Origin of the sequence: Devosia insulae DS-56 (assembly GCF_000970465.2) — a bacterium.
Classification (GTDB): domain Bacteria; phylum Pseudomonadota; class Alphaproteobacteria; order Rhizobiales; family Devosiaceae; genus Devosia_A; species Devosia_A insulae.
Map to the genome: position 1 here is coordinate 20,791 of NZ_LAJE02000161.1, position 22,412 is coordinate 43,202.

Annotated in this window: 26 protein-coding genes; 12 read left to right on the forward strand and 14 right to left on the reverse strand. The window is 65.9% G+C overall.

The window, feature by feature from the left end:
- Window positions 1-4 precede the first annotated feature (4 nt).
- A complete protein-coding gene (locus tag VW23_RS10220) occupies window positions 5-424 on the forward strand; it encodes a cupin domain-containing protein (protein ID WP_069909503.1) in 420 nt (139 codons plus the stop codon).
- Between the two features lie 221 nt (window positions 425-645).
- Here the strand turns inward: VW23_RS10220 and VW23_RS10225 are convergent, their stop codons facing one another.
- From VW23_RS10225 to VW23_RS10235, 3 genes are read right to left on the reverse strand one after another with little or no spacing between them, the layout of a single operon-like run.
- Window positions 646-1,092, reverse strand: a complete 447-nt coding sequence (locus VW23_RS10225; protein WP_069909467.1) for a DNA polymerase III subunit chi — start codon at window positions 1,090-1,092, stop codon at window positions 646-648.
- Entirely contained in the window at window positions 1,089-1,652 is a 564-nt protein-coding gene (locus VW23_RS10230) for a hypothetical protein (RefSeq protein ID WP_069909468.1), read from the reverse strand. The genes VW23_RS10225 and VW23_RS10230 overlap by 4 nt, the downstream gene beginning before the upstream one ends.
- Entirely contained in the window at window positions 1,649-3,145 is a 1,497-nt protein-coding gene (locus tag VW23_RS10235) for a leucyl aminopeptidase (RefSeq protein ID WP_069909469.1), read from the reverse strand. Before VW23_RS10235 ends, VW23_RS10230 begins: the two co-directional genes overlap by 4 nt.
- 229 nt (window positions 3,146-3,374) lie before the next feature.
- On the opposite strand from VW23_RS10235, the gene VW23_RS10240 reads away from it, so the two are divergent.
- The 5 genes from VW23_RS10240 (at window position 3,375) to pdxA (ending at window position 10,041) form a co-directional block, all read left to right on the forward strand.
- A complete protein-coding gene (locus VW23_RS10240) occupies window positions 3,375-4,484 on the forward strand; it encodes an LptF/LptG family permease (RefSeq protein ID WP_069909470.1) in 1,110 nt (369 codons plus the stop codon).
- On the forward strand, window positions 4,481-5,545 hold the full coding sequence (locus tag VW23_RS10245) for an LptF/LptG family permease (protein WP_069909471.1): 1,065 nt from the start codon (window positions 4,481-4,483) through the stop codon (window positions 5,543-5,545). Before VW23_RS10240 ends, VW23_RS10245 begins: the two co-directional genes overlap by 4 nt.
- A 2-nt stretch (window positions 5,546-5,547) precedes the next feature.
- The gene (locus VW23_RS10250) at window positions 5,548-7,857 is read left to right on the forward strand and encodes an LPS-assembly protein LptD (protein WP_069909472.1); all 2,310 of its coding nucleotides are present in this window, start codon (window positions 5,548-5,550) and stop codon (window positions 7,855-7,857) included.
- Window positions 7,858-7,986: 129 nt separating this feature from the next.
- Window positions 7,987-8,862, forward strand: a complete 876-nt coding sequence (locus tag VW23_RS10255; protein WP_069909473.1) for a SurA N-terminal domain-containing protein — start codon at window positions 7,987-7,989, stop codon at window positions 8,860-8,862.
- A gap of 150 nt (window positions 8,863-9,012) precedes the next feature.
- Complete coding sequence (pdxA, locus tag VW23_RS10260; protein ID WP_084645885.1) at window positions 9,013-10,041, forward strand: 4-hydroxythreonine-4-phosphate dehydrogenase PdxA; 1,029 nt, start codon at window positions 9,013-9,015, stop codon at window positions 10,039-10,041.
- Between the two features lie 178 nt (window positions 10,042-10,219).
- On the opposite strand, the gene copM is transcribed toward pdxA, so the two are convergent.
- Complete coding sequence (gene copM / locus VW23_RS10265) at window positions 10,220-10,651, reverse strand: CopM family metallochaperone (RefSeq protein WP_069909474.1); 432 nt, start codon at window positions 10,649-10,651, stop codon at window positions 10,220-10,222.
- A gap of 131 nt (window positions 10,652-10,782) precedes the next feature.
- Between copM and rsmA the strand changes: the two genes are divergently transcribed.
- Window positions 10,783-11,613: a 16S rRNA (adenine(1518)-N(6)/adenine(1519)-N(6))-dimethyltransferase RsmA gene (rsmA, locus tag VW23_RS10270; RefSeq protein ID WP_069909475.1), complete on the forward strand. Its 831-nt coding sequence runs from the start codon at window positions 10,783-10,785 to the stop codon at window positions 11,611-11,613.
- Window positions 11,613-11,870 carry a hypothetical protein gene (locus VW23_RS10275; protein WP_069909476.1) on the forward strand — a complete coding sequence of 86 codons (258 nt, stop codon included), beginning with the start codon at window positions 11,613-11,615 and terminating at the stop codon, window positions 11,868-11,870. The genes rsmA and VW23_RS10275 overlap by 1 nt, the downstream gene beginning before the upstream one ends.
- A 143-nt stretch (window positions 11,871-12,013) precedes the next feature.
- Here the strand turns inward: VW23_RS10275 and VW23_RS10280 are convergent, their stop codons facing one another.
- From VW23_RS10280 to VW23_RS10320, 9 genes are all read right to left on the reverse strand, one after another.
- Window positions 12,014-12,307: a hypothetical protein gene (locus VW23_RS10280; protein ID WP_069909477.1), complete on the reverse strand. Its 294-nt coding sequence runs from the start codon at window positions 12,305-12,307 to the stop codon at window positions 12,014-12,016.
- Window positions 12,308-12,489: 182 nt separating this feature from the next.
- Window positions 12,490-13,128, reverse strand: coding sequence for a guanylate kinase (gmk, locus tag VW23_RS10285; RefSeq protein ID WP_055879293.1), 639 nt, complete (start codon window positions 13,126-13,128; stop codon window positions 12,490-12,492).
- A gap of 58 nt (window positions 13,129-13,186) precedes the next feature.
- Complete coding sequence (locus tag VW23_RS10290) at window positions 13,187-14,080, reverse strand: YicC/YloC family endoribonuclease (RefSeq protein ID WP_342029922.1); 894 nt, start codon at window positions 14,078-14,080, stop codon at window positions 13,187-13,189.
- Window positions 14,080-15,222 (reverse strand): endolytic transglycosylase MltG, encoded by a 1,143-nt coding sequence (mltG, locus tag VW23_RS10295; protein ID WP_069909478.1) that lies wholly within the window; start codon window positions 15,220-15,222, stop codon window positions 14,080-14,082. Before mltG ends, VW23_RS10290 begins: the two co-directional genes overlap by 1 nt.
- Window positions 15,223-15,313: 91 nt before the next feature.
- Window positions 15,314-16,576 (reverse strand): beta-ketoacyl-ACP synthase II, encoded by a 1,263-nt coding sequence (fabF, locus tag VW23_RS10300; protein WP_069909506.1) that lies wholly within the window; start codon window positions 16,574-16,576, stop codon window positions 15,314-15,316.
- Window positions 16,577-16,609: 33 nt separating this feature from the next.
- Window positions 16,610-16,846 carry an acyl carrier protein gene (locus VW23_RS10305; RefSeq protein WP_055048542.1) on the reverse strand — a complete coding sequence of 79 codons (237 nt, stop codon included), beginning with the start codon at window positions 16,844-16,846 and terminating at the stop codon, window positions 16,610-16,612.
- Window positions 16,847-17,156: 310 nt separating this feature from the next.
- The gene (fabG, locus tag VW23_RS10310) at window positions 17,157-17,897 is read right to left on the reverse strand and encodes a 3-oxoacyl-[acyl-carrier-protein] reductase (protein WP_055879302.1); all 741 of its coding nucleotides are present in this window, start codon (window positions 17,895-17,897) and stop codon (window positions 17,157-17,159) included.
- Between the two features lie 26 nt (window positions 17,898-17,923).
- Window positions 17,924-18,874, reverse strand: a complete 951-nt coding sequence (gene fabD / locus VW23_RS10315) for an ACP S-malonyltransferase (RefSeq protein WP_084645889.1) — start codon at window positions 18,872-18,874, stop codon at window positions 17,924-17,926.
- A 114-nt stretch (window positions 18,875-18,988) separates the two neighbouring features.
- Complete coding sequence (locus tag VW23_RS10320; protein ID WP_069909479.1) at window positions 18,989-19,945, reverse strand: threonine/serine dehydratase; 957 nt, start codon at window positions 19,943-19,945, stop codon at window positions 18,989-18,991.
- A gap of 81 nt (window positions 19,946-20,026) precedes the next feature.
- On the opposite strand from VW23_RS10320, the gene VW23_RS10325 reads away from it, so the two are divergent.
- On the forward strand, window positions 20,027-20,224 hold the full coding sequence (locus VW23_RS10325; protein WP_069909480.1) for a hypothetical protein: 198 nt from the start codon (window positions 20,027-20,029) through the stop codon (window positions 20,222-20,224).
- Window positions 20,225-20,229: 5 nt separating this feature from the next.
- Here the strand turns inward: VW23_RS10325 and VW23_RS10330 are convergent, their stop codons facing one another.
- The gene (locus VW23_RS10330) at window positions 20,230-20,418 is read right to left on the reverse strand and encodes a hypothetical protein (RefSeq protein ID WP_069909481.1); all 189 of its coding nucleotides are present in this window, start codon (window positions 20,416-20,418) and stop codon (window positions 20,230-20,232) included.
- A 293-nt stretch (window positions 20,419-20,711) separates the two neighbouring features.
- On the opposite strand from VW23_RS10330, the gene rpsF reads away from it, so the two are divergent.
- The 3 genes from rpsF (at window position 20,712) to rplI (ending at window position 22,162) form a co-directional block, all read left to right on the forward strand.
- Window positions 20,712-21,125 (forward strand): 30S ribosomal protein S6, encoded by a 414-nt coding sequence (gene rpsF, locus VW23_RS10335; protein ID WP_069909482.1) that lies wholly within the window; start codon window positions 20,712-20,714, stop codon window positions 21,123-21,125.
- Window positions 21,126-21,200: 75 nt separating this feature from the next.
- The gene (rpsR, locus tag VW23_RS10340) at window positions 21,201-21,455 is read left to right on the forward strand and encodes a 30S ribosomal protein S18 (protein ID WP_055048535.1); all 255 of its coding nucleotides are present in this window, start codon (window positions 21,201-21,203) and stop codon (window positions 21,453-21,455) included.
- Window positions 21,456-21,583: 128 nt separating this feature from the next.
- Window positions 21,584-22,162, forward strand: a complete 579-nt coding sequence (rplI, locus tag VW23_RS10345; RefSeq protein ID WP_069909483.1) for a 50S ribosomal protein L9 — start codon at window positions 21,584-21,586, stop codon at window positions 22,160-22,162.
- Window positions 22,163-22,412: the final 250 nt, after the last annotated feature.

The window sequence follows — 22,412 nt, forward strand, 5'->3', positions numbered from 1 at the left end:
GCAGATGACCGCAAGCGACGTGGTGGCGCTGCTCGGCCTCGAGCCGCACCCGGAGGGCGGCTTCTACCGGCAGACCTTCGCCGACACGCTCAACGGCACCGGCCGGCCGCACTCGACGCTGATCTACTACCTGCTGAGCAACCACCAGACCGGCGCCTGGCACCGGGTGGATTCGGCCGAGGTGTGGCACTGGTATGCCGGCGCGCCGATGCGGCTCGACATCTCGCGCGATGGCAAGAGCGTCACCGAGCATGCGCTGGGCAATGACCTCGCCGCCGGCGAACGGCCGCAACTGGTGATCCCCGGCAATGCCTGGCAGCGCGCGGCGTGCCTCGGCGACTGGACGCTGGTCGGCTGCACCGTAGCGCCGGGGTTTCAGTTCTCGAAGTTCGAGCAGGCGGAGCCGGGCTGGGAGCCGGGCTGAGGCCCGTCGCTCCTCGCTGACGCTCAGATCGGCGATGCTACGCATCGCATACCCCTCATCCGGCCTGCGGCCACCTTCTCCCTCATGGGGAGAAGGACGCCAACCTCAGGCATCTCAGTCTGGTGCCTTCTCCCCTTGAGGGAGAAGGTGCCCGAAGGGCGGATGAGGGGTATCGCAACCGCAGGTTGCGCGATCGGAGCGAAGCGACGAGCGATTGCGCCCTACCCCTTCTTCGCCCACTTGCCGTTGCCGTCCTGCTGCCAGTAGGTCACCTCATTGCCGTCGCGCAGCGCCTTCCATGCGGCGCGGGCTTCGGTCACCGCATCCGGGTCGTGGCCGGAGAACATGAAGACGATGCGCTGGTAGCCTTCGCCGGACTGCGGCACGGCGCGGTCGACGAAGAAGCGCACTTCGGCCTTGTTGGGGTTGTGCGGGCGGGTGGTGATCAGCACCGGCTGCAGGTGGTCGGCATCGCCGCCGGCGAGCGAGTGCGGCAAAAAGCTGTCGTCACGGTAGGTCCAGAGTATGTAGTCGAGTTCCTGCGCCCGCTCGTCGCTGCTGGTCTCGACAACGGCGCTCCAGCCGCGCTCCAGCGACTTTACCAGCAGCACCGGCAGCACCCGTTCGAGCGGCTGGCTTTCAAGGTGATAGAACAGGATCTCGGTCACGCGGCCTCCTCCGCCGGCGGCACGGCGCCATTGCGCAGCGCCAGTACCGTCAGTGTCTCGGCAAGCAGCTTGGCCGGGCGGTCCATGCCCCGTACCGGGATGTTGGCGAGGCCGGCGGCCGGCTGGCGAAACCCGGCAGTGCCGGCGCGATAGGGGCTGAGGCGGGTTTCGAGCGGGGTCTTCAGCGCCAGGAGGATGCCGCCGCCCCCAGGGGCTGGGGCGACTTCCACGACGTCAGTCCAAGCGATCGGCGCATCGGTGACGCGGCGGTCGAAGACGCCGTGCTCGTCGATGGTCAGCACCGGTCGCCTGAGGCGCAGGTCACCGATCACCACGCTGCCGACAGCGAGGAAGAACACCCCGACCGCCAGTGTCGGCAGTGCCAGCAGCGTCAATTCGACGCTCGGGTGCATGCCGAGCAGGCCAACGAGGCTCGCCAGCAGCAGGAGGGTCGGCAGCAGCGCCACCAGTCCGGCGAACAGCGCGATCGCCGCGATCGGCGACAGCCACAGGCGCGACGGATTGGCGACGAGCGGCAGATCAGGCAACACGCCGGTCATTTGGCCTCGTAGTTGTCGCGCACCAGCCGATCAAGCAGCGCTACGCCGAAGCCCGAAGCCCAGGCGGTGTTGGTTTCGCTCGAGGGAGACGCCAAGGCCACGGCGGCGATATCGAGATGCGCCCACGGCACGTCGTTGACGAAGCGGGCGAGGAACTGCGCGGCGGTGATCGAGCCGGCCGGGCGGCCGCCCGAGTTCTTGATGTCGGCGAAGCGGCTGTCGATCTGCTTGTCGTAAGCAGCCCCCATCGGCAGGCGCCAGAGCTTTTCGCCGGTGGCGAGGCCGGCAGCCAGCAGCTTGGCCGAGAGATCGTCGTTGTTGGAGAACAGCCCGGCGTGATCGCTGCCGAGCGCTACTCCGATGGCGCCGGTGAGGGTCGCGAGGTTGATCATGAACTTCGGCTTGAAGCGGTCCTGCGTGTACCAGAGCGCATCGGCGAGAACCAGGCGGCCCTCGGCGTCGGTGTTGACGATCTCGATGGTGGTGCCGCTCATGGCAGTGAGGATATCACCCGGGCGATAAGCCGTGCCCGAGGGCATGTTCTCGACCAGCCCGATGACGCCGATGGCGTTGACCTTGGCCTTGCGGCTGGCGAGCGCCTGCATCAGGCCGGTGACGGCGGCCGCCCCGCCCATGTCGCCCTTCATATCCTCCATGCCGAGACCAGGCTTCAGCGAGATGCCGCCGGAATCGAACACCACGCCCTTGCCGATGAAGGCGATCGGCTGCTCCTTCGCCTTGCCACCGTTCCAGCGCATGATGACAAGACGTGGCGGGCGAACGGAACCCTGCGCCACGCCGAGCAGGGCGTTCATGCCGAGTTTGCGCATGGCCTTCTCGTCGAGCTGTTCGATCTCGACGCCGAGCTCGGCAAGCTTGGCGGCCTCGGCGGCGAACTCGAGCGTGCCGAGGACGTTGGGCGGCAGGTGGATCAGGTCGCGGGCGAGGAGCGTGCCTTCGGCGGTGGCCTGGCGGTCGGCGATGGCCTTGTCGACGGCGGACCGGCCGTCGACATGCAGCGTGACGGTGAGCGTGCTGTCGCCGTTGTCGTCCGACTTCGCCGGCTTGTAGCGGTCGAACTTGTAGTGGCGGAGGCGGAGGCCGGCAGCGAGTTCGCCGATGCGCTCGGGGGTCGCTTCAGGATCGTCCAGCAGCACGGCAACCTTGGTTGCCTTGACCGCCGCCAGCTTGCCGGCGAGCGACCCGCCGCGGTCGGTCCAGGCCGACAGGCTGTCGCCCTGCCCCGCCTTGCCGCTGCCGAGCAGCAGCAAACGGTCGGCCGCGACACCGGCCGGCGCCAGCAGGTCGATCACCTGCCCCTGCTTGCCCTTGAAGCCGGCGGCGGCGGAGACCTTCTGCCAGTCGAGCCCGGTGGCCTTCCAGACCTCGGCGGCGCCCCCGGTGGGCGCAGCGCCTTCGGCGACGTAGACGACCAGCGTTCCAGTCGCCTTCAGCGGCAGGGCAGCGGTCTTGATCTCGATCCGGTTCGGCATGGGCGAAAATACCTTATGGCAATGGGACGGACGCGTGGTCCGGGAAACGGCAGGCTCACGACTGATAGTGGCTACGCCCGTCGCGTCAATCCCGCAACACCTCGGAGACCGACCGCCATGCCCCTGCCCGATTGGCTTGCCAAGCCATGTCGGGGGCGGGCAATGTCCGCCCGGTTCACCTGCCGGGGGCAGACCGGAGGTGAGCGCGCGTCGGAACCAGATTGTCTATATGACTCGGCTAGGCACTTATCTTTTCAGGCTTTTTGCCGCCGAGGCCGCTGCGCTTTTCGGGGTCGCGCTGACGATTCTGTACCTCGTGCAACTGCTCAGAATCGTCGAGGTCGGGGCGGTCCGCGATCGCGGGCTGGGCACGCTGTTCTGGCAGACCATCCTCGGCCTGCCGCCACTCTCCATCGCCTTCCTCTATGTGTGCCTCGCCATCGGGCTGGCACGGGCGCTGCGCGCCATGCAGGCGTCACGGGAGCTGCACATCATCCATGTCTCGCAGCGCCTGCCGGCACTGATCGGGACGATCCTCGGCTACGCCGCGATCGGCACACTGATGGTCCTGCTGCTGGCGCACGTAATCGAGCCACTGGCGAGCCGCGAGAACAACCAGATCAAAGCCCAGGCGGCGGCGGACCTGGTCGGGCGCTCGCTGGTGCCCAACCGTTTCGCCGAACTGGGTGATGGCGTGACAATCACCGTCGGTGGTCGCGGGGCGGATGGCGAGATCACCTCGTTTTTCGCCGACGACCGGCGCGACGCGGATACCCGGCGCACCTACATCGCCGACTCTGCCCTGATCACGGCCGACGAACTCGGTTACGTGCTGCAGCTCGAGGACGGGACGATCCAGTACCGCACCGCCGATGGGCAGTTCTCGGAGATCTCGTTCGAGCGCTACGACATCGCGCTGGAGCGCCTGACTGGCGATGAAGATACCGGCGAGCGCCGCGGCGACCAGAGCACCTACGGCATGATCATGCGCGGGCTGACCGAAGGGGAGTGGCCGGCCGAGTCGCTGCGCCGCATCGCCGAGCGCACGTCTGACGGCTTCCGGGTGCTGGCGCTCTGCCTGTTCGTCGCCGCGATCAGCGTTTTCCCCTCGGGTCGGCGCAAGGAGCCGGCGCTGCCGGTGGAGATCACCGTGCTTGGCGCGGTGCTGTTCGAACGCGCGGTCACCTCATACGCACCGGTTGCCGGCTGGGCGCGCGAGACCAGCGGGGTCATCGTGCTGATCGTCATCGCTGTGGCCATCCTCGTCTACCGGTTGCGGGTGTTCGCGCCGCTGCCCCGAGAGGCGCATAGCCTGCCCCGGGAGGCGCTTGGCCGATGAACCGGATCGACTGGATCATCGTTCGGCGGCTGGCCAGCAATGTCGGACTGACGCTGGTGGTGCTGTTCGGCATCGTGCTGCTGGTCGAGTCGCTCAATACGACCCGCTTTGCCGCCCTGTCGGCAACCGGCGGCGCGCCGCTGGCGCTGACCGCCGTGGCGCTGGCCGCGGCACGCTGGATCATCGATACGCTGCCGCTGACCTTCCTCGTCGGCACCGTCGCGGGGCTGCTGAACCTGCAGGCAACGCGCGAGATGACGGTGATCAAGGCCTCGGGCCGGTCGGTCTGGCGGGTGATGATCGTGCCGCTGGCGGTTACCCTCGCCGGCGGGGTGCTGGTGACGCTGCTGGTCGACACGGCGGTGATCCAGTTCAACCGCACGCTGTCGCCGAGCTCGACCACGAGTGGCGAAGTGGGCCGCTCCGGCACGCTGTGGCTCGACGAGCAACAGGGCGATGTCCATTACATCCTCGAAGCCGGCTACGTGAACCCATCGGGCACGGCGCTGGGCAGCGTCAACGTCTTCCTGATGGAGGCGCCGCGCGACCGCATCGAAGCGGCAACCGCCGAGCTTGTGGGCAATGAGTGGGTGATGGCCCAGGCGACGCGCTATCGTTCCAACGAAATGCCTGAGGCGATGACCGATTTCCGGCTGCCAACGGCTCGAACGGCTGGCGACATGCGAGCCCGGATCGCGTCGATCAAAGATATGACGGTCTGGGAACTGGCAGGTTCGCTGGCGGCCCGGCTCACCGATTCCCGGGAACGGGCCGAGACGGAAACGCGGTTCCTCAGGCTCCTTGCACTGCCACTTACGCTGTGTGGCTCGCTGGTCATTGCCTTCGCGTTTACGGCCGGTTATCGAAGGACCAATAAGTATGGTGGGGCGGTGCTTTATGGTATCGTCCTTGGCGTCTTGGTTTATGTGGTGACCGAGATGGCTGGACGCGCCGGGGGTGCCGGTGTGATGCATCCGGTCATCGCAGTTGCAGGGCCGGCGGTAGTAGCCATCGTCATTGGAGTGACGGTGCTGCTCAACAGGGAAGACGGGCGGACGTGAGCATGATGCGCCGCGACCGGGGGCTGGGAATGTGCCTGCGCCAGTTTGGCGTGGCGCTTGTGCTCGCCTTGGTGGCCGCGTCGCCTGCCGCTGCGCAGTTCCTGCCCGAAGGTTTCTTTGCCACGCTGCCCGAGCCCGGCGCCCCGGCAAAAGTCGAGGCCAACGTCCTCTCCTACGACAAGAGCAGCGACGTGATCAGCGCGCAGGGCCGCGTGCTGATGCAGTACGAAGGCTATTCGATCGCCTGCGACGACCTGCGTTATGAGCAGCAGACCGGCAACCTCAACTGCATCGGCAACGTGCAGCTGGTCGACCCGGCGGGCACCAAATACACCGCCGAGACGATCGAGGTCACCGGCGGGATGAAGCAGGCGTTCCTGCAGTCGCTCACCCTCACCACCACCGACGGCGCGCGGATCACGGCCAGCGACGTGCGGTATTCCAGCACGCTCGAAACCGTACTCAACCAGGCGACCTACACCCCGTGCGGGGAGTGCATCGACGCCAAAGGCAACCGCGTCGGCTGGAAGGTGAAAGCCGCCAAGCTGATCCAGAACGCCGAGACCAGGACGATCTATTTCGAGCAGCCGTCGCTGGAGGTGCTCGGCATTCCGGTGGCATGGCTGCCGTGGCTGTCGCTGCCGGATCCGAGCGCGAAGCAGAGCAACGGCTTCATGCTTCCCCGGGTCAACTACAAGCAGGTCTATGGCGGCCGGATCACGGCGCCCTACTTCATCAATATCGGCGAGGACACGGAAATCCTGCTCGCGCCCTCGCTGATGTCGCGCCAGGGTTTTCTGATGGCGGCCGAGTGGCAACAGCAGTTCGACTACGGCTCGTTCACGGTCAAGGCGTCGGGCCTCTACCAGCTCGATCCGGGTGCGTTCAGCGAGCTCGGCAACCGCGAATGGCGCGGCGCGATCCAGAGTTCCGGCCGGTTCCAGCCGATTGCCGACTGGACCGTCGGCTGGTCGTACAGCGCCTTCACCGATGCCGCGTATTTCGACGACTACGACTTCAGCACCGCCGACTGGGTGACTAACGAGGTCTACGCGACGCATCTCAGCACTGACTTTTACGCCGATCTGAGGGTTCAGGAGTTCCTGAAGCTGGGGCAGTACGGCACGATCGCTGCCGCCGACCTGGCGCAATCGCAGCAGGCGGCGACGCTGCCGAATGCGCGGGGGAATGGCTATTTCGACTTTGGCGACTGGGGCCAGGTGCGGGCCAATGGCAACCTGCTTGGAGTGTATCGGGCCGAGAATTCTTCGGCGCTCTATGGCGGCATCCCCTATGTCTTCGGCTACGAAGGCGCCAAGACCCATGCCTCGGGCGAGCTGAGCTGGCAGAACCAGATCATCGCGCCGGGCGGCGTGGTGGTGACGCCCTATCTCGGGCTGCGCGCCGACATCACCAACTATGACAGCGGCGACCTCGGCAACCCGGTCGTTGGCGACCCCGAACCCGCCGAGCAGTTCCTGTTCGCCGCAACTCCGATCGCCGCAGTCGATTTCCGCTGGCCGCTGTTCGCCGCCAACGGGCTCGATACGCACCTGCTCGAGCCGATCGCGCAACTGGTCTATCGCGGTAGCGACACCTCGCTGGTGGGCATCACCAACGACAACGCGCACAGCTTCGTGCTCGATGACACCAACATCTTCTCCTACGACCGCTTCACCGGCACCGACCGGCAGGAAACCGGGCTCCGCGCCAATGTCGGGGCGCGCTATCTCGCTAATTTCTCTGGCGGCCAGTGGTTGGAGATCGTCGGCGGACAGAGCTTCCACCTTGCCGGGGTCAACGCCTTCGCCGTCGACGATCCGGTCAATACCGGGGTGAGCAGCGGGCTCGAGGACACCGCGTCCTACGTGGTGCTGGGGGCGCGCGGCTCGCCCTATGCCGGGCTGACGCTGGGCGCCAAGCTGCAGGTCGACCCCGATGGCCCGCGCGTGGCGCGTGCCGGCCTCGGCGGCAACTATGCCTTTGGCCCCTACTCGGTGGGCAGCGACTACGTCTACCTGCCGGCCGACGCAGCGACCGGCGTGCTGGCGGATCAACATGAAGTGACGCTGCGCGGCAGCACGCCGCTGCCGCTCGACTACTGGCGCGCCATCGGCAGCGTGTCGTGGGACATCGCCGCCAGCGAGTGGCTGGAAGCCCGCGGCGAGCTGATTTATGACGACGGCTACTTCCTCGCCGGCGGTTTTGCGCAGGCCAATGGCGCGACGCACGAAACGCCGAACTCGGTGACGTTCGGCGTGCAGTTCAAGCTGAAGGCGCCCGGCGCGCAGTTCGATATTCTCAACTACTAGTCCGGTTGGCGCGATCGACCGATGCAACGACCCCGGCCAACCGATTTTGGCCGTATTCTTCCAACATTGAGATGGCCGAGCCGGGGGCGATCCGGCGGCCTTCCCAAAGAACTGAAAATGGTGACGACAATGCTCCGCCTCATCGCTGCAACGCTGATCGGCCTTACTCTGAGCGTCATGCCGGCTTTCGCCGCGACCAAGGTCACGGTCAACGGCGTGCCGATCTCGGACATCGAAATCGCGCAGCGCACCAAGCTGCTGGCGCTGGAAGGCGGCGGCGGCAGCAAGAAGGCGATGGAACAGCTGATCGACGAGCAGCTGCAGATCCAGGAAGCCAAGCGGATGAACATCGTCATCTCCGACCAGCAGGTCGATGACGCGTTCCAGCAGGTGGCGCGCAACATCAAGGTGTCGAGCGACAAGCTGCGCCAGATCCTGCAGCAGGCCGGCGTCAACAATGAAACCATGCGGGCCCGCCTCCGCGCCGCGATCGCCTGGCAGCAGGTGAGCGGCATGGTGGTCGCCTCGCGCGTCAAGGTGTCGGACCTCGACCTCGAGAAGGCCGCCGAGGCCAAGCTCGACCAGGCTTCGAGCTATGACTACATCCTCAAGGAAGTGCTGTTCATCAGCTCGACCGGCAATGCTTCGGCGCGCACCGGCCAGGCCAACCAGTACCGCCAGGCCTTCAAGGGCTGCGACAGTGCCGTGCAGGTATCGCTGAATTTCACCGACGCCGCAGTGCGCGACATGGGCCGCCGCCACGCCACCCAGCTGCCCGAGCCGCTGGCCGCCGAACTCGCCAAACTCAACGTCGGCGGTATCACCAAGCCGCGGGTGACCGAGTCGGGCGTGTCGATGCTGGCGATCTGCGCCAAGAACGAAGCGCGTGACACCACCTTCCTCAAGAACAAGCTGCGCAGCGAGCAGGGCGGCGAGCAGATGAAGGCGGAAGCCGAGAAGTTCAAGACCGAGCTTCGGACCAAAGCCAAGATCGTCTACAACTAACGGACTCTTGCCGGCCCTCAGGCAAATCGACCGCAATCGCGGCCGTTTGGCTTAGCGAGTCCATGCTAGTGGCAGTATTGGCGCGGCGACCGGCTGCGCCAATGCGCTTTGGTGAGCGCGCAGGTTTGCGTTTGGACACGTGAGGACACCTTGGCCGACAATCAAGCGCCGCTGGCCGTAAGCATGGGCGAACCGGCGGGGATCGGGCCGGACCTGATCCTCAGGCTCTATGCCAACCGCGTCGAGCTGGGCCTGCCGCCGTTCATCGTCTATGGCCATATCGATTTCCTGCGGGCCCGCGCCGCCCGGTTGCGGCTGCCGGTGGCGATGCTCGAGTGCACGCCGCCCGAGGCCGCCGCCCGGTTCGCCGAGGCGCTGCCGGTGGTGCATGTCGACGGCCTCGTGCCCGACAAGCCGGGTGACCCGACGGCGCTCTCGGGCAAGGTGGTGATCGAGGCAATCAGCCGCGCAGTGGACGACAGCCTCACTGGGGCCTGCCGCGCCATCGTGACTGCACCGATCCACAAGGCGGCACTCTACGCCGCCGGCTTCAAGTATCCCGGGCATACCGAGTACCTGGCAGCGCTTTGCGCGCAGGGCGGCGCGGCGCCGATGCCGGTGATGATGCTGGCGCATGAGGCGCTGCGGGTGATCCCGGCGACAATCCACGTGCCGATCAGCGCCGTGCCGTCGCTGATCACCTTCGAGCTGGTCGTGAGCACCGGGCGGATCGTCGCGCATAGCCTGCGCACCCGCTTCGGTATCGCCGAGCCGCGCATCGGTTTTGCCGGGCTCAACCCGCATGCCAGCGAGGGCGGCAATATCGGTACCGAGGACTATGACACTGTCGGCCCGGCGATCGCGCAGCTGCAGCACGAGGGCATCCTTGCCGAGGGCCCGATGCCGGCGGACACGCTGTTCCACCTGCCGCACTGGCGGAAGTATGACGCGGTGATCGCGATGTACCACGACCAGGCGCTGATCCCGATCAAGACCGTGGCGTTCGACCAGGCGGTGAACGTCACCCTCGGCCTGCCGATCGTCCGCACCTCACCCGACCATGGCACGGCGTTCGACCTCGCCGGGACGGGCAATGGGTCGGATGCAAGCTTCCTCAATGCGATCCGGCTGGCGGATGAACTGACCGGCGGCGCGGCGCAGCGGGCAGCGGCGCAGTAGAGGCGCCACAACAGCGAGCGACGGCCCCCTCCTTTGCCATTCGAGCGTAGCTCTCATGGCCTTGAAGGGGGAGGTGCCCCGCCGGTTCACTGGGCACGATCGAAGCTACAGCCTCGACTCTTCACCTCCCCCTTTTATGGGGGAGGCCGGGAGGGGGCCGTCTGCTTCAGTACGGCTGCTACTGCGGCTGCTTTTCCAGCCAGGCCAGCATGTCGGCGATCTCCTTCTCCTGCGCAGTGATCACTGCCTGAGCCATCTCGCGGGCCCACGGATCGTCGCCGTGCTTGAGTTCGGCCTTGGCCATATCGATGGCGCCGCGGTGGTGCGGGATCATCGAGCAGACGAAGGCGACGTCGATATCGGTGGCGGTACCGCCGGCCATCATGTCGGCGTTCATCGCGTCCATGCCCGCCATCAGCTCGGTATGGGCCTCGGAGGCCCCTGCCCCGTGCGGCATGGCCATGGGTGCGGCCGCCTGAGGTGCATTGGCGAGGCAGATGGCCGGAAGGGTTGTGGCCGGCGCGGCGCCGTGGCCGCCATGATCCTGCTGCGCCAGTGCGGGGAAAGCGGATGCCAGCAGCAGGGCCGCGGCGAGGGTGAACTTATGCATATCTATCTCCTTCCAGATCGGGCCTGATTCAGTGGCCGTACCCTCTTCCTGCACCTTCCCATCATGGCAAGGTCAAGTGGGTCCTGCAGTGCCCATTTGCCTTCGCCGATAAATCCGCTATCCCCGCTGCCATGCAGATCGACAATCTCCCGCCGCTTCGCGAGGTCATCGCCACCCACGACCTGAGGGCCAAAAAGGAACTCGGGCAGAACTTTCTGCTCGATCTCAACCTGACGGCACGGATCGCCCGCGTCGCCGGTCCGCTGGAGGCGGCGACGGTGATCGAAGTGGGCCCCGGTCCGGGCGGGCTGACGCGGGCACTGCTCGCCGAGGGCGCGAGGAAAGTCATCGCCATCGAGCGCGACGAGCGCACTCTACCTGCGCTTGCTCAGATCGCCGAGGCCTATCCCGGACGGCTCGAGGTGATCGCCGGCGATGCGCTGGAGGTCGATTACGCCGCGCTGGCCGACGGCCCGACGCGCATCGTCTCCAACCTGCCCTACAATATCGGCACGGAGTTGCTGACGCGCTGGCTCACCGTCGAGCGCTGGCCGCCCTTCTTCGAGAGCCTGACGCTGATGTTCCAGCGCGAGGTGGCCGAGCGGATCGTCGCCAAGGCCGGAGACAATCACTACGGCCGGCTGGGCGTCTTGTGCGGCTGGCGTACCGAGGCGCGGATCGCCTTCAACGTGGGGCGCGAGGCGTTCACACCGCCGCCCAAGGTCACCTCCAGCGTGGTGCACCTGAAGCCCAGGGTGACCAATGACGGCGTCGAAGTGCGCGACCTCGAAGCGGTGACCCGCGCTGCCTTCGGACAGCGCCGCAAGATGGTGCGGCAGAGCCTCAAGTCGCTCGGCGTACCGATGGAGCCGCTGCTGGCCGCGGCGGAACTCCGGGGCGACGAGCGCGCCGAAGTGCTGCCGGTCGAGACGTTCCTCAAGCTGGCGAAGGCGCGCCGCTGATGGGCGGCGTCATCGCCATCGTCACCGCGCTCTTGGCGTTCGGTATTCCGATCGCCGTGCCGCTGTTCGCCCAGCGCTGGCGGACGCTGGCGATCCTGCTGGGGCTCGGAGTGCTGTTCTTCGGCTGGGTCACCCTCGACCTCGCCGCACCCGACGGCATTACCCAGACCCTCGGGCCGTTCACCTTCGGCCTCATGCTGTTCGGCTTCGCCGCCGGGGTGATTGCAAAGTTCGTGATGCTGCTGTCGCGGCGGTAGGCGAGATCGGACTTGCGGTTACGCCACCGGGTCATTCCCGCGAAAGCGGGAACCTCTGTTTCCATCCGCACCACCGCAAACGGAGGTCCCCGCTTTCGCGGGGATGACCCGGTGGTGAACTCGATAGCAGAGCAGTGGTACGATCAGCCGCTGACCGTCGGCCGGGTCACAGCGCCGTCGCCGCCGATTTCGATCTCGGCGACCGAGACGGTGCGCTTGAGGATGGCGGCGGCCTTGACCAGAAGTGCGGTCTTGATTTCCGACGGGCTCATCTTGTCGTTGGTGTTGGCCCAGACGCGCAGGGTGAGGTTGTGGTCGAAGGTTTCGAGCGAGCGGACCTCGCGCAGCAGCACCTTCACCTTTGCCTGGGTCCGATCGGCAAAGGTCGGATGCCGCTGCATTTCGTCGATGCTGCACGCTTTCACTTCGAACGGCATGCTCAAGTCCCCCGCGAGGGTAGGTTCCGCCCAATTCCGAGGTTTCGGAACTGCAGCCAGCGAACCATCCACAGATGCCCATGGCTTATCCACAGGCAGCTGTCGGAAGAGTTAAGGTGTTACCTTAACGATTTTATTGCGCCTTGATGACGCTCTGAAGCTCGCGACCCTCTCCCATCTTGCTAAAGAGAGTCGATCTGATCCTGCAAGTCTTTGACGAACTTATCCAATTGGATAAAGCGGGGCCGAGCGAGCCGGGCGGCGGCGAGGATCGTACGAACACGCGAGGTGGAATCCTCGAGATCTTCGTTGACGAGCACATAGTCGTACTCGCCGTAATGCTCCATCTCGATGCGGGCGTTCTTCAGCCGCTTCTCGATGGTGCCGGCGCTGTCCTGGGCCCGCCGCTCGAGGCGCTTGCGCAGTTCCTTGATCGAGGGCGGCAGGATGAAAATGGTCACCATGTCGCTGCGGCACTTCTCGTAGAGCTGCAGCGTGCCCTGGAAATCGATGTCGAACAGGATGTCACGACCGGCCGAGAGCCGCTCTTCGACACGCGAGCGCGGCGTGCCATAGAAATTGCCGTGCACCTCGGCGCTCTCCAAGAGCTCGCCATCCTCGCGCATCTTCTTGAACGTCGGCACGTCGATGAAGTGGTAGTGCTTGCCGTCGATCTCGTCGGTGCGGCGGGCGCGCGTGGTCACCGACACCGACAGCGCGATGTTCGGATCATCCTCAAACAGGGCCCGAGAGATCGAGGATTTGCCTGCGCCGGACGGCGAGGCGAGAACCAGCATCACGCCGCGTCGGGTGAATTCCATTCGTGCTTCGTCCTTATGCCCCTGCACAGAGTTCTCGGCGGCGTCACGGCTCGCCGGATTACTCGATATTCTGGACCTGCTCGCGGAGCTGATCGATCACGGCCTTCAGGTCGAGGCCGATGGCAGTCAGGGCCACGTCGTTGGATTTCGAACAAAGCGTATTCGCTTCGCGGTTAAATTCCTGTGACAGGAAGTCGAGCTTCCGACCGACCGGGCCGCCACCCACGATCAACTGACGCGCCGCGGCGATGTGCGCCCCGAGCCGGTCGAGCTCCTCGCGGATATCGGCCTTGGTGGCGAGCAGCATGGCTTCCTGCGCCAGCCGCTCGTCGGAGAGCGTCGGGCTCGCCTCGCTGAGCTCGGCGACCTGCTGGCGCAGCCTGGCGAGGATGGCATCGCGGCTGCGGCCGGGGTGGATCTCGGCAGCTTTGGTGAGGGCAGCAATCTCGTCGATGCGCTCGGAGAGGATGGCGGCGATGCGGGCGCCCTCCTCGCGCCGTGCCGCGACCAGACCGGCCACGGCCTCAGCGACGGCGCCGAGGATGGCGGCGTTGAGCGCTTCCTCTTCGTCGGCCGACAGCGCCGTCTCGTGCTGCTCGAGCACGCCGCGCAGCGCCAGGATGCCATCGAGGCGGGGCCTGCCGGCCTCGACGCGGCCCTCGAGCCACTTGAAGCCTTCGAGCACCGCTTCCAGCGCCTGGTGGTTGACGACGACGCGGCCGCCCTCGCCCTCGCGGTCGACGTTCAGCGATACGGTCAGCGAGCCGCGGCTGATCGACTTGCCGATCAGCCGGCGGATCTCGGTCTCCAGCGCATCGAAGCCGGAGGCGAGGCGCATCCGCAAATCGAGGCCGCGCCCATTGACCGACTTGATCTCGATGGTGAAGCCGACACCCGGCAGCGTGCCGCCGGCGCGAGCGTAGCCGGTCATGCTGGCAAGCGACAGAGCCATCAGGTGGCGGGCTCGACGGTCTCGCCGGCGTCTTCGGCCTGCTCGGCCTCCAGCGCTTCCTTGGCGGCTTCCGAGTCAGCCTCGGCGGCGGCCTTGCGATAGAGCGACACGTTCTTGCGATGCTGGGCATAGGTCTCGGCGAACAAGTGCCCGTCAGCGGGGTTGGCGCTCTTGGCGACGAAGTAGAGGTCCTTGATCGCCGCCGGATGCGCGACGGCGCGCAGCGCGTCTTCGCCCGGGTTGGCGATCGGGCCGGGCGGCAGGCCGTCGATCTGGTAGGTGTTGTAGGCCGTCTTGGCCTTCAGCTCCGACGAGGTCGGGCCGCGGCTCAGCACCGCCTTACCCTCGGTGACGCCATAGAGCACCGTCGGGTCGGTCTGCAGGCGCATCGACTTTTTCAGCCGGTTGATGAACACCGCAGCCACCTGCGGACGCTCGGAGGCGACGCCGGTTTCCTTCTCGACGATCGAGGCCATGGTCACCAGTTCGGCCGGCGACTTGATCACCGAGTCGATGGCGGGGTCGCGGCCGGCCCAGATCTCGTCGACCGTCTTCTTCATCTCGGCCTGCATCTTTTCGAGCACCGAGATGCGGGTATCGCCGGGGAAGAAGTCGTAGCGCACGGCGAGCAGCGTGCCTTCGGGCGGCACCGGCACCGGCTCACCGGTGAGGTTCGGACCCACGGCGTTCAGCCGCTCGGCGACCTGGAACGAGGTATCGCCCGGAATGACGTTGACGAAGAAATCGAGCGGCTTGCCCTCGGTCAGCTCGGTGAGAATGTCGGCCATCGAGGAGTTCGGCTTCAGCGCATAGACGCCGGCCTTGAGGTCGCCCTCTTTCTTCAACGCCCGGGCACCGCCCCAGAACAACCATTCGGACGGCAACAACTGGCCCTGCGGGATCAGCCCCTGTTCTTCGAGCCGGCGGGCCGTGGTCATCACCGACGAGCCCTTTTCGACCGTGAAGCTGGCCTCGGTCTTGACTGCGCCGGGGGCGTAGAACTGGCTGGCGCCGTAGAGGAAAATGCCGACGGCGACCAGAATGCCGATGACGACGAGGGTCAGCAGCGCGTTGATCACGCTGAGCAAGCCGCCGCCCCGCCGTCTTTTGCGGGCCCGCTTGTCGCTGCGCTCGTTGGCCATCGGTCGAACCTCCACAAACGCGGGCAATAGTCGCTGAAAAAGTGACATCAATACGAACCCGGCGCCATGACGGCGCCCGGGTCCGGTTGCTCTAGCTCGCCTTGCGGAAGATCAGCGAGGCATTGGTGCCGCCGAAGCCGAAGGAGTTCGAGAGGGCAATGTTGACCTCCTTCTTCTTGGGCTTATGGGGCACCAGGTCGATCACCGAGGCGATCGAGGGATTGTCGAGGTTGATGGTCGGCGGCACGATCGAGTCGCGCATAGCGAGCAGGCAGAAGATCGCTTCGACCGAACCGGCGGCGCCGAGCAGGTGCCCGATCGCCGACTTGGTGGAGCTCATCGCCGCCTTGGGAGCAGCGTCACCCAGCATGCGGGTGACCGAGCCGAGTTCGATCTCATCGCCGAGCGGCGTCGAGGTGCCGTGGGCGTTGATGTAGTCGATCTCCGAGGGATCGATGCCGGCGCGCTTGACCGCCATCTGCATGCAGCGGAAACCGCCATCACCATCCTCGGACGGCGCGGTGATGTGGTAGGCGTCGCCCGACAGGCCGTAGCCAATGACTTCGCCATAGATCTTGGCGCCGCGGGCTTTGGCGCGCTCGTATTCCTCGAGCACGACGATGCCGGCGCCCTCGCCCATGACGAAGCCGTCGCGATCCTTGTCGTAGGGACGCGAGGCCATTTCCGGGCGATCGTTGAAGGCGGTGGAGAGCGCACGGCAGGCGGCGAAGCCGGCGATCGAGATCCGGTTGACCGGCGATTCCGCGCCGCCGGCCACCATCACGTCGGCATCGCCGAGCATGATCAGCCGGGCAGCATCGCCGATGGCATGCGCGCCGGTCGAACAAGCCGTCACCACCGAGTGGTTCGGGCCCTTCAGGCCGAAGCGGATCGAGACGTTGCCCGATGCCATGTTGATGATGCGGCCCGGGATGAAGAACGGGCTGACGCGGCGCGGGCCCTTCTCATGCAGGATGATCGAGGTCTCGTAGATGCCCCCGATACCGCCGATGCCCGAGCCGATCAGCGTGCCGATGCGGTGCTTTTCTTCTTCGGTCTTGGGTTCCACCCCGGCATCTTCGATCGCCTGGGTGGCCGCCGCCATGGCGTAGATGATGAAGGGATCAACCTTACGTTGATCCTTCACGTCCATCCATTCGTCGGGATTGAACTTGCCGTCGGCGTAATCGCCCAACGGGATCCGGTGTGCGATCTGGCAAGCGATATCGTCGACCTGGAAGTCGTCGATGCGCTTGGCACCGCTCTTGGATGCGAGGATGTTGGCCCAGGTTGGTTCGATCCCGCAGCCCAAAGGGCTGACGATCCCCATCCCGGTGACGACGACGCGGCGCAGTTCCATCGAAGAAGAGCCGTTAGCGGTCGGCGATCAGCCGACGGCCTTGGTCAGATAGGCGACGGCGTCACCGAAGGTCTGGATCGATTCCGCGGCATCGTCCGGGATCTCGACGTTGAACTCTTCCTCGAAAGCCATGACCAGCTCGACCTGATCGAGCGAGTCCGCGCCCAGATCGTCAATGAAGCTGGCCTTATCGACGACCTTCTCCGCATCGACGTTGAGGTGTTCGACCACGATCTTGCGGACGCGATCAGCGATATCGCTCATATTTGACTTCCCTTGTTACCAAACAGGTTGTTCGTTCGTACGCGGCCCCAGACACCGGAATTGCCCGGGCCCACCGACCTTTGCCGCCGTTCGCGACAGACTGTAGGCGCGGCTTCGTACCCTCGCAAGTACGGGCCGAACCCGAAATCAGCGGCGGAGGTAACATACTTCCCCCGCCATTGCCATATTGCGCAAGGCCCGGTTTCCCCAGCCTTCGCGCTTGCAGTCCACTTGCGGATACCGTGGTCTCCGCTCCTCTCCCCCTTCGGGGAGCTACCTCGTCCCCCGGGAGGGAAGGGCTGGAAGTGACCTACAGCATCACCATGCCGCCATTGACGTTCAACGTGTGGCCGGTGATGTAGCCGGCTTCGTTGCTGGCGAGGAACACCACCGCGGCAGCAACCTCGTCGGCGGCACCGAGCCGGCCAGCCGGCACCTTACCCAGAATGCTTTCACGCTGCTTATCGTTCAATTCGTCGGTCATGGCCGAGCCGATGAAGCCCGGAGCCACGGTGTTGACCGTGATGTTGCGCGAGGCGACCTCATAGGCCAGCGCCTTGCTCATGCCGATGAGGCCGGCCTTCGACGCCGCATAGTTGCCCTGCCCCGGGTTGCCGACGACGCCGACCACCGAGGTGATGCCGATGATACGGCCGAAGCGCTGCTTCATCATTCCGCGCAGCACGGCGCGGGTGAGATGGAAGGCCGAAGTGAGGTTCACCGCCAGCACTTCGTCCCACTCCTCGTTCTTCATGCGCATGAAGAGGTTGTCGCGGGTGACGCCGGCATTGTTGACGAGGATATCGATGCCACCCAGCGCCGCCTCGGCCGAGGGGATCAGCTTATCCACCGCATCGAGGTCCGACAGGTTGGTCGGCAGGATCGGGTGATCGCCCCCGCCGAGCAGGTCGCGGGTCTCCTCGAGCGCCCCGACGCGGGTGCCACTCAAAGCGACGCGCGCGCCGGACGCCGCCAGCGCCTTGGCGATTTCGCGCCCGATGCCGCCCGAAGCGCCGGTGACGAGGGCGCGTTTGCCCGTGAGATCAAACATTTACGGACTCCTCAGGAGAAACTGATTCAAGCGCCGAGTTCGGCGAGGAAGGCATCGACGTCGGCTGGGGCGCCGATCGACACCGTCGCCGTTTCCGGCGCGATACGCTTGGCGAGGCCCGAGAGCACCTTGCCCGAACCGAGCTCGACCAGTTGGGTCACGCCGCCGTCTTTCACCAGCCATCCGACGCATTCGGTCCAGCGGACCATGCCGGTGACCTGCTCGACGAGACGCTTCTTGATCTCTTCGGGATCAGTGATGGGCTTGGCCAGCACGTTGGCGACCACCGGCACGACCGGGGATTTCACCGCCACCTGGTTGAGCGCGTGCTCCATCGCGTCGGCGGCGGGGCGCATCAACGCGCAGTGGAACGGGGCGCTGACCGGCAGCGGCAGGGCGCGTTTGGCGCCGGCCGCCTTCAGCAGCTCGATGGCGCGGTTGACCGCGCCGACATGGCCGGAGATCACCACCTGGCCGGGGGCATTGTCATTGGCGACGCCGCAAATCTCGCCATCCTCGGCGTCATTGGCGGCGCGCAGCACGGTTTCGAGATCGAGTCCGAGGATGGCCGCCATGGCACCCTGCCCGACCGGCACCGCCTGCTGCATGGCCTGGCCGCGGATTTTCAACAGCCGCGCCGCATCGGCGAGGCTGAAGGCGCCGGCCGCGGCCAGCGCCGAGTATTCGCCGAGCGAGTGGCCAGCCACGTACGCGGCATTATCCTTGAGCGAGAAGCCGCGGCTTTCGAGCACCCGCGTCACCGCGACGGAGACGGCCATCAGCGCCGGCTGGGCGTTTTCGGTGAGGCGCAGCGTCTCATCCGGTCCCTCGAACATGATGGCGGAGAGTTTCTGGCCCAGCGCGTCGTCGACTTCGGCGAAGACGTTGCGGGCTTCCTGGTAAGCGTCGGCGAGATCCTTGCCCATGCCGACAGTCTGGCTGCCCTGCCCCGGAAAGGTGAATGCGCGCTTGGTCAAGGTGGTGGCCTCCGCCGTTGTTCTTGGTCGTTGAGGCCGAGCCTAAGCCCCGCCCGGACAGGCGTCCAGTTGGCGGCGGCGTTTGCAGGAGGGGGATGGCAAAGTCAAGGCGGGCTAGTCGAACTTCACCGCCGTCGTATTGGCACCGCAGAGCAACACCCCGACCTTCTCGCCCGGCGCCGGCACATAGCGGCCCGAGAGAACGGCGGCCAGGGCGGCGGCGCCGCCCGGCTCTACCGCCACGCGCAGTACGTCCCAGATCGTCTTCTGCGCCGCGATGATCGCTTCATCGGTGACCAGCACCGAACGGTCGATGAAGCCGGACAGCGAAAAGCTGAGGCTGCCGATGCGGCGGGCGCCGAGGCTGTCAGCCGCGACACCGCTGACCGGCACGTCGACCGGACGCCCCGCCTCGATGGCGTTGTGCAGCGTCGGCGCATTCTCGGGTTCGACGCCGATCAGCCGGACCCGGCCAGCGGCCGCCGCGGCGATGCCGCCGATCAGCCCGCCACCACCGACCGCCACCAGCAGCGTATCGAGCCCGGGCGCCTGCTCCAGCCATTCGAGCCCCACGGTGCCCTGCCCGCACAGCGTTTCGAACATGTCGTAGGCGTGGACCTCGAGCAGTCCGTGCTCGGCGGCGAAGGCATGGCTGGCATTGTAAGCGTCGATATAGCTGTCACCGCCGATGACGATCTCGGCGCCATATTGCAGGATCCGGTTGATCTTGGCCTGCGAGGAGATACGCGGCACATAGATATGCGCCTTGATACCGAGCTTATGCGCCGCATAGGCGACGGCGGCACCATGGTTGCCACCCGAAGCCGCCACCACACCGCGTGCGGCGCCCGGCCGGATCAGGAGGTTGGCAAAGGCGCCGCGGGCCTTGAAGGTGCCCGAGTGCTGCATGAATTCGAGCTTGAAGGAGAACGGCGCGCCATCGAGCCCGAAATCGGCTGCCGCCACCTCGACCACCGGAGTGCGCCTGACGTGCGGACGGATCACCGCCTCGGCAGCGCGGATCGCGTTGCGATCGGGCGGAGCAGACGCGACAGCTTCGGTGGTGGTCATGGCGGTCTCGACAAGGTTAACATAGTGGAGCCGCCCGGCCTGCCTAGCGCAAGTGTCGGGACGAAGAAAGAGGCTGCGACAATGGGTAAGATCAACTCTGAGTGGCACCGCGAGCACAGGATGCCGGCCAATGCGACGAGGAAGCAGCGCGCCGCCTGGCATTACGAGCACGCCCAGCATTGCGGCTGCCGCGCGCTGACGCCGTCAATCACCTCGCTGCTGGTGTCCGAGGGGTATCAAATCCCGAAGCGCATCGGCGAAGCATCCGCATCGGGCTGACCGCATCAATCGAGCGGCGGCGTCTCCCGTTCCGAGGGCGTCGGCCCGGGGTTCAACAACGGATCGCGCCATACCGGCAGTCCCGGCAGTTGTCCTTCCGGCAGTTCCTTTTCGGTCTGCTCGGCATCGGGAATGTCCGAAGGGATCGCGTCGGGCTGGGCAGCCGGCGGCACCGGAGTTTTGCGATTGGTCATGACCTTCTCCTTATGTAAGGGAAAGGTTCGGCCGGGCGATATCGTTCCGCCGGGCCGGCGCGCACTGGACGTCACCGCCCGCGCCGCTTGCCATTGCCGACGTTTTCCCCTATAGCCCGCCTCGCATTCGTTCGGCCGGGGGCTGAACGGAGGGTTTGTGCATTTGCATGAATAGGGTTCGCCCGTCCTCCCGTGTTCCCGCTCTTTAGAAGACTGCTTTGATCGCCTTTCCGGCTTCAAAGGGGCTCCGCGCCGAGTGGAAGTGTTGTGAACCAACTTGAAGGAAGGCGCTTATGGCCCTTTACGAACACATTTTCCTGGCTCGCCAGGACGTTTCCCCGACGCAGGTGGAAGAGCTGACTGCGGCCCTGACCGAAGTGCTCTCGAACGGCGGCGGCAAGGTCACCAAGAACGAGTACTGGGGCCTGAAGTCGCTCTCGTACCGCATCAAGAAGAACCGCAAGGCGCACTACACCCTGCTCAACATCGATGCTCCGCACACCGCGGTGGCCGAGATGGAGCGCCAGATGGGCATCAATGAAGACATCCTGCGCTTCATGACCATCCGCGTTGACGAGCTCGAAGAAGGCCCGTCGGCCATGATGCAGAAGCGCGATCGCGATGACGACCGTGGCGACCGTCCGGGTGGCCCGCGTGGCGACCGTGGTGGTTTCGACCGCGGCGACCGTCGCCCGCGCCGCTTCTAAGAACGCCCGGGAGTATTCCAGGAAAGTCGCTAGCGACTTTCGAGGGAATGCGACCCACCCAAGAGGATACGCCAAATGGCCATCAAAGACCTGACCACGACCACGGCCCGCCGTCCGTTCCAGCGCCGCCGCAAGACCTGCCCGTTCTCGGGCCCGAACGCGCCCAAGATCGACTACAAGGACGTTCGCCTGCTGCAGCGCTACGTGTCGGAGCGCGGCAAGATCGTTCCCTCCCGCATCACTGCGGTCTCCGCCCTGAAGCAGCGTGAACTGGCCAAGGCCATCAAGCGCGCCCGCTTCATCGGCATCATGCCCTACGCCGTTCAGTAAGAACCGGCGTTTGAGTTGGCGGTTGGCGCTATAGAGCGCGCCAACTCGCCGATGGATTGGTTGGGGCGACCGATGGTCGGTGGCTCCTAACCGTTCATTCGTGAACGGGACAGCACAAGGAAAGTACCATGAAAGTCATTCTCCTCGAGCGTATCGGCAAGCACGGTCACATCGGCGACGAAGTGTCGGTGAAGGACGGTTTCGCCCGTAACTTCCTGCTCCCGCAGCAGAAGGCGCTGCGCGCCACCGAAGCCAACCGCAAGAAGTTCGAGCGCGATCGCTCCGACATCGAGCAGCGCAACCAGGAGCGCCGCGAGGCCGCCGCCGGTATCGCGTCGGGCCTCAACGGCAAGTCGGTCGTCATCATCCGCCAGGCCGGCGAAACCGGCCAGCTCTACGGCTCGGTGTCGTCGCGTGACGTGGCCGACGCGCTGATCTCGGACGGCTTCACCGTCTCGCGCTCGCAGGTCGACCTCGCCAACCCGATCAAGACCGTCGGCGTCCACCCGGTGCCGCTGCACCTGCATGCCGAAGTCGCCGTGTCGATCACCGTCAACGTGGCGCGCTCGGAAGACGAGGCGGCCCGCCAGGCCTCCGGTGAAGACCTCACCGCGATCAACTACGACGACGAAGCGGCTGAACAGTTCGCCGCCGGTCAGGCCGAAGTCGGCTCCGCCGCTACCGAGGCCTTTGGCGACGAAGAGTAAGACCGTATCGCATCGATACGACAAAGGGCCGGGAGCGATCCCGGCCCTTTCGTTTGCCCGCTCCGGCTAGCCGGCGGCCGCCGACCTCCGCCAGAGCTTGGTGGGACGGCCAGCGCCCAGCTTTGGCCAGCTTAGATTTCTTCCGATCCGGAACGTATCAGCAACGGCGCGACGCGGTTGCTTGCCTCACTTTCAGCCTGGTGTTGCCATTATGTGCCACGGCTGAAATTGATGTGCTGAAAGCTGCTTT

Coding starts and splice junctions, on each gene's coding strand:
- VW23_RS10220 (WP_069909503.1), top strand. CDS start 5: ATGACCGCAAGCGACGTGGTGGCGCTGCTCGGCCTCGAGCCGCACCCG.
- VW23_RS10230 (WP_069909468.1), bottom strand. CDS start 1,652: ATGACCGGCGTGTTGCCTGATCTGCCGCTCGTCGCCAATCCGTCGCGC.
- VW23_RS10235 (WP_069909469.1), bottom strand. CDS start 3,145: ATGCCGAACCGGATCGAGATCAAGACCGCTGCCCTGCCGCTGAAGGCG.
- VW23_RS10240 (WP_069909470.1), top strand. CDS start 3,375: ATGACTCGGCTAGGCACTTATCTTTTCAGGCTTTTTGCCGCCGAGGCC.
- VW23_RS10245 (WP_069909471.1), top strand. CDS start 4,481: ATGAACCGGATCGACTGGATCATCGTTCGGCGGCTGGCCAGCAATGTC.
- VW23_RS10250 (WP_069909472.1), top strand. CDS start 5,548: ATGATGCGCCGCGACCGGGGGCTGGGAATGTGCCTGCGCCAGTTTGGC.
- VW23_RS10255 (WP_069909473.1), top strand. CDS start 7,987: ATGCTCCGCCTCATCGCTGCAACGCTGATCGGCCTTACTCTGAGCGTC.
- copM (WP_069909474.1), bottom strand. CDS start 10,651: ATGCATAAGTTCACCCTCGCCGCGGCCCTGCTGCTGGCATCCGCTTTC.
- rsmA (WP_069909475.1), top strand. CDS start 10,783: ATGCAGATCGACAATCTCCCGCCGCTTCGCGAGGTCATCGCCACCCAC.
- VW23_RS10275 (WP_069909476.1), top strand. CDS start 11,613: ATGGGCGGCGTCATCGCCATCGTCACCGCGCTCTTGGCGTTCGGTATT.
- VW23_RS10280 (WP_069909477.1), bottom strand. CDS start 12,307: ATGCCGTTCGAAGTGAAAGCGTGCAGCATCGACGAAATGCAGCGGCAT.
- gmk (WP_055879293.1), bottom strand. CDS start 13,128: ATGGAATTCACCCGACGCGGCGTGATGCTGGTTCTCGCCTCGCCGTCC.
- VW23_RS10290 (WP_342029922.1), bottom strand. CDS start 14,080: ATGGCTCTGTCGCTTGCCAGCATGACCGGCTACGCTCGCGCCGGCGGC.
- mltG (WP_069909478.1), bottom strand. CDS start 15,222: ATGGCCAACGAGCGCAGCGACAAGCGGGCCCGCAAAAGACGGCGGGGC.
- VW23_RS10305 (WP_055048542.1), bottom strand. CDS start 16,846: ATGAGCGATATCGCTGATCGCGTCCGCAAGATCGTGGTCGAACACCTC.
- fabG (WP_055879302.1), bottom strand. CDS start 17,897: ATGTTTGATCTCACGGGCAAACGCGCCCTCGTCACCGGCGCTTCGGGC.
- VW23_RS10320 (WP_069909479.1), bottom strand. CDS start 19,945: ATGACCACCACCGAAGCTGTCGCGTCTGCTCCGCCCGATCGCAACGCG.
- VW23_RS10325 (WP_069909480.1), top strand. CDS start 20,027: ATGGGTAAGATCAACTCTGAGTGGCACCGCGAGCACAGGATGCCGGCC.
- VW23_RS10330 (WP_069909481.1), bottom strand. CDS start 20,418: ATGACCAATCGCAAAACTCCGGTGCCGCCGGCTGCCCAGCCCGACGCG.
- rpsF (WP_069909482.1), top strand. CDS start 20,712: ATGGCCCTTTACGAACACATTTTCCTGGCTCGCCAGGACGTTTCCCCG.
- rpsR (WP_055048535.1), top strand. CDS start 21,201: ATGGCCATCAAAGACCTGACCACGACCACGGCCCGCCGTCCGTTCCAG.
- rplI (WP_069909483.1), top strand. CDS start 21,584: ATGAAAGTCATTCTCCTCGAGCGTATCGGCAAGCACGGTCACATCGGC.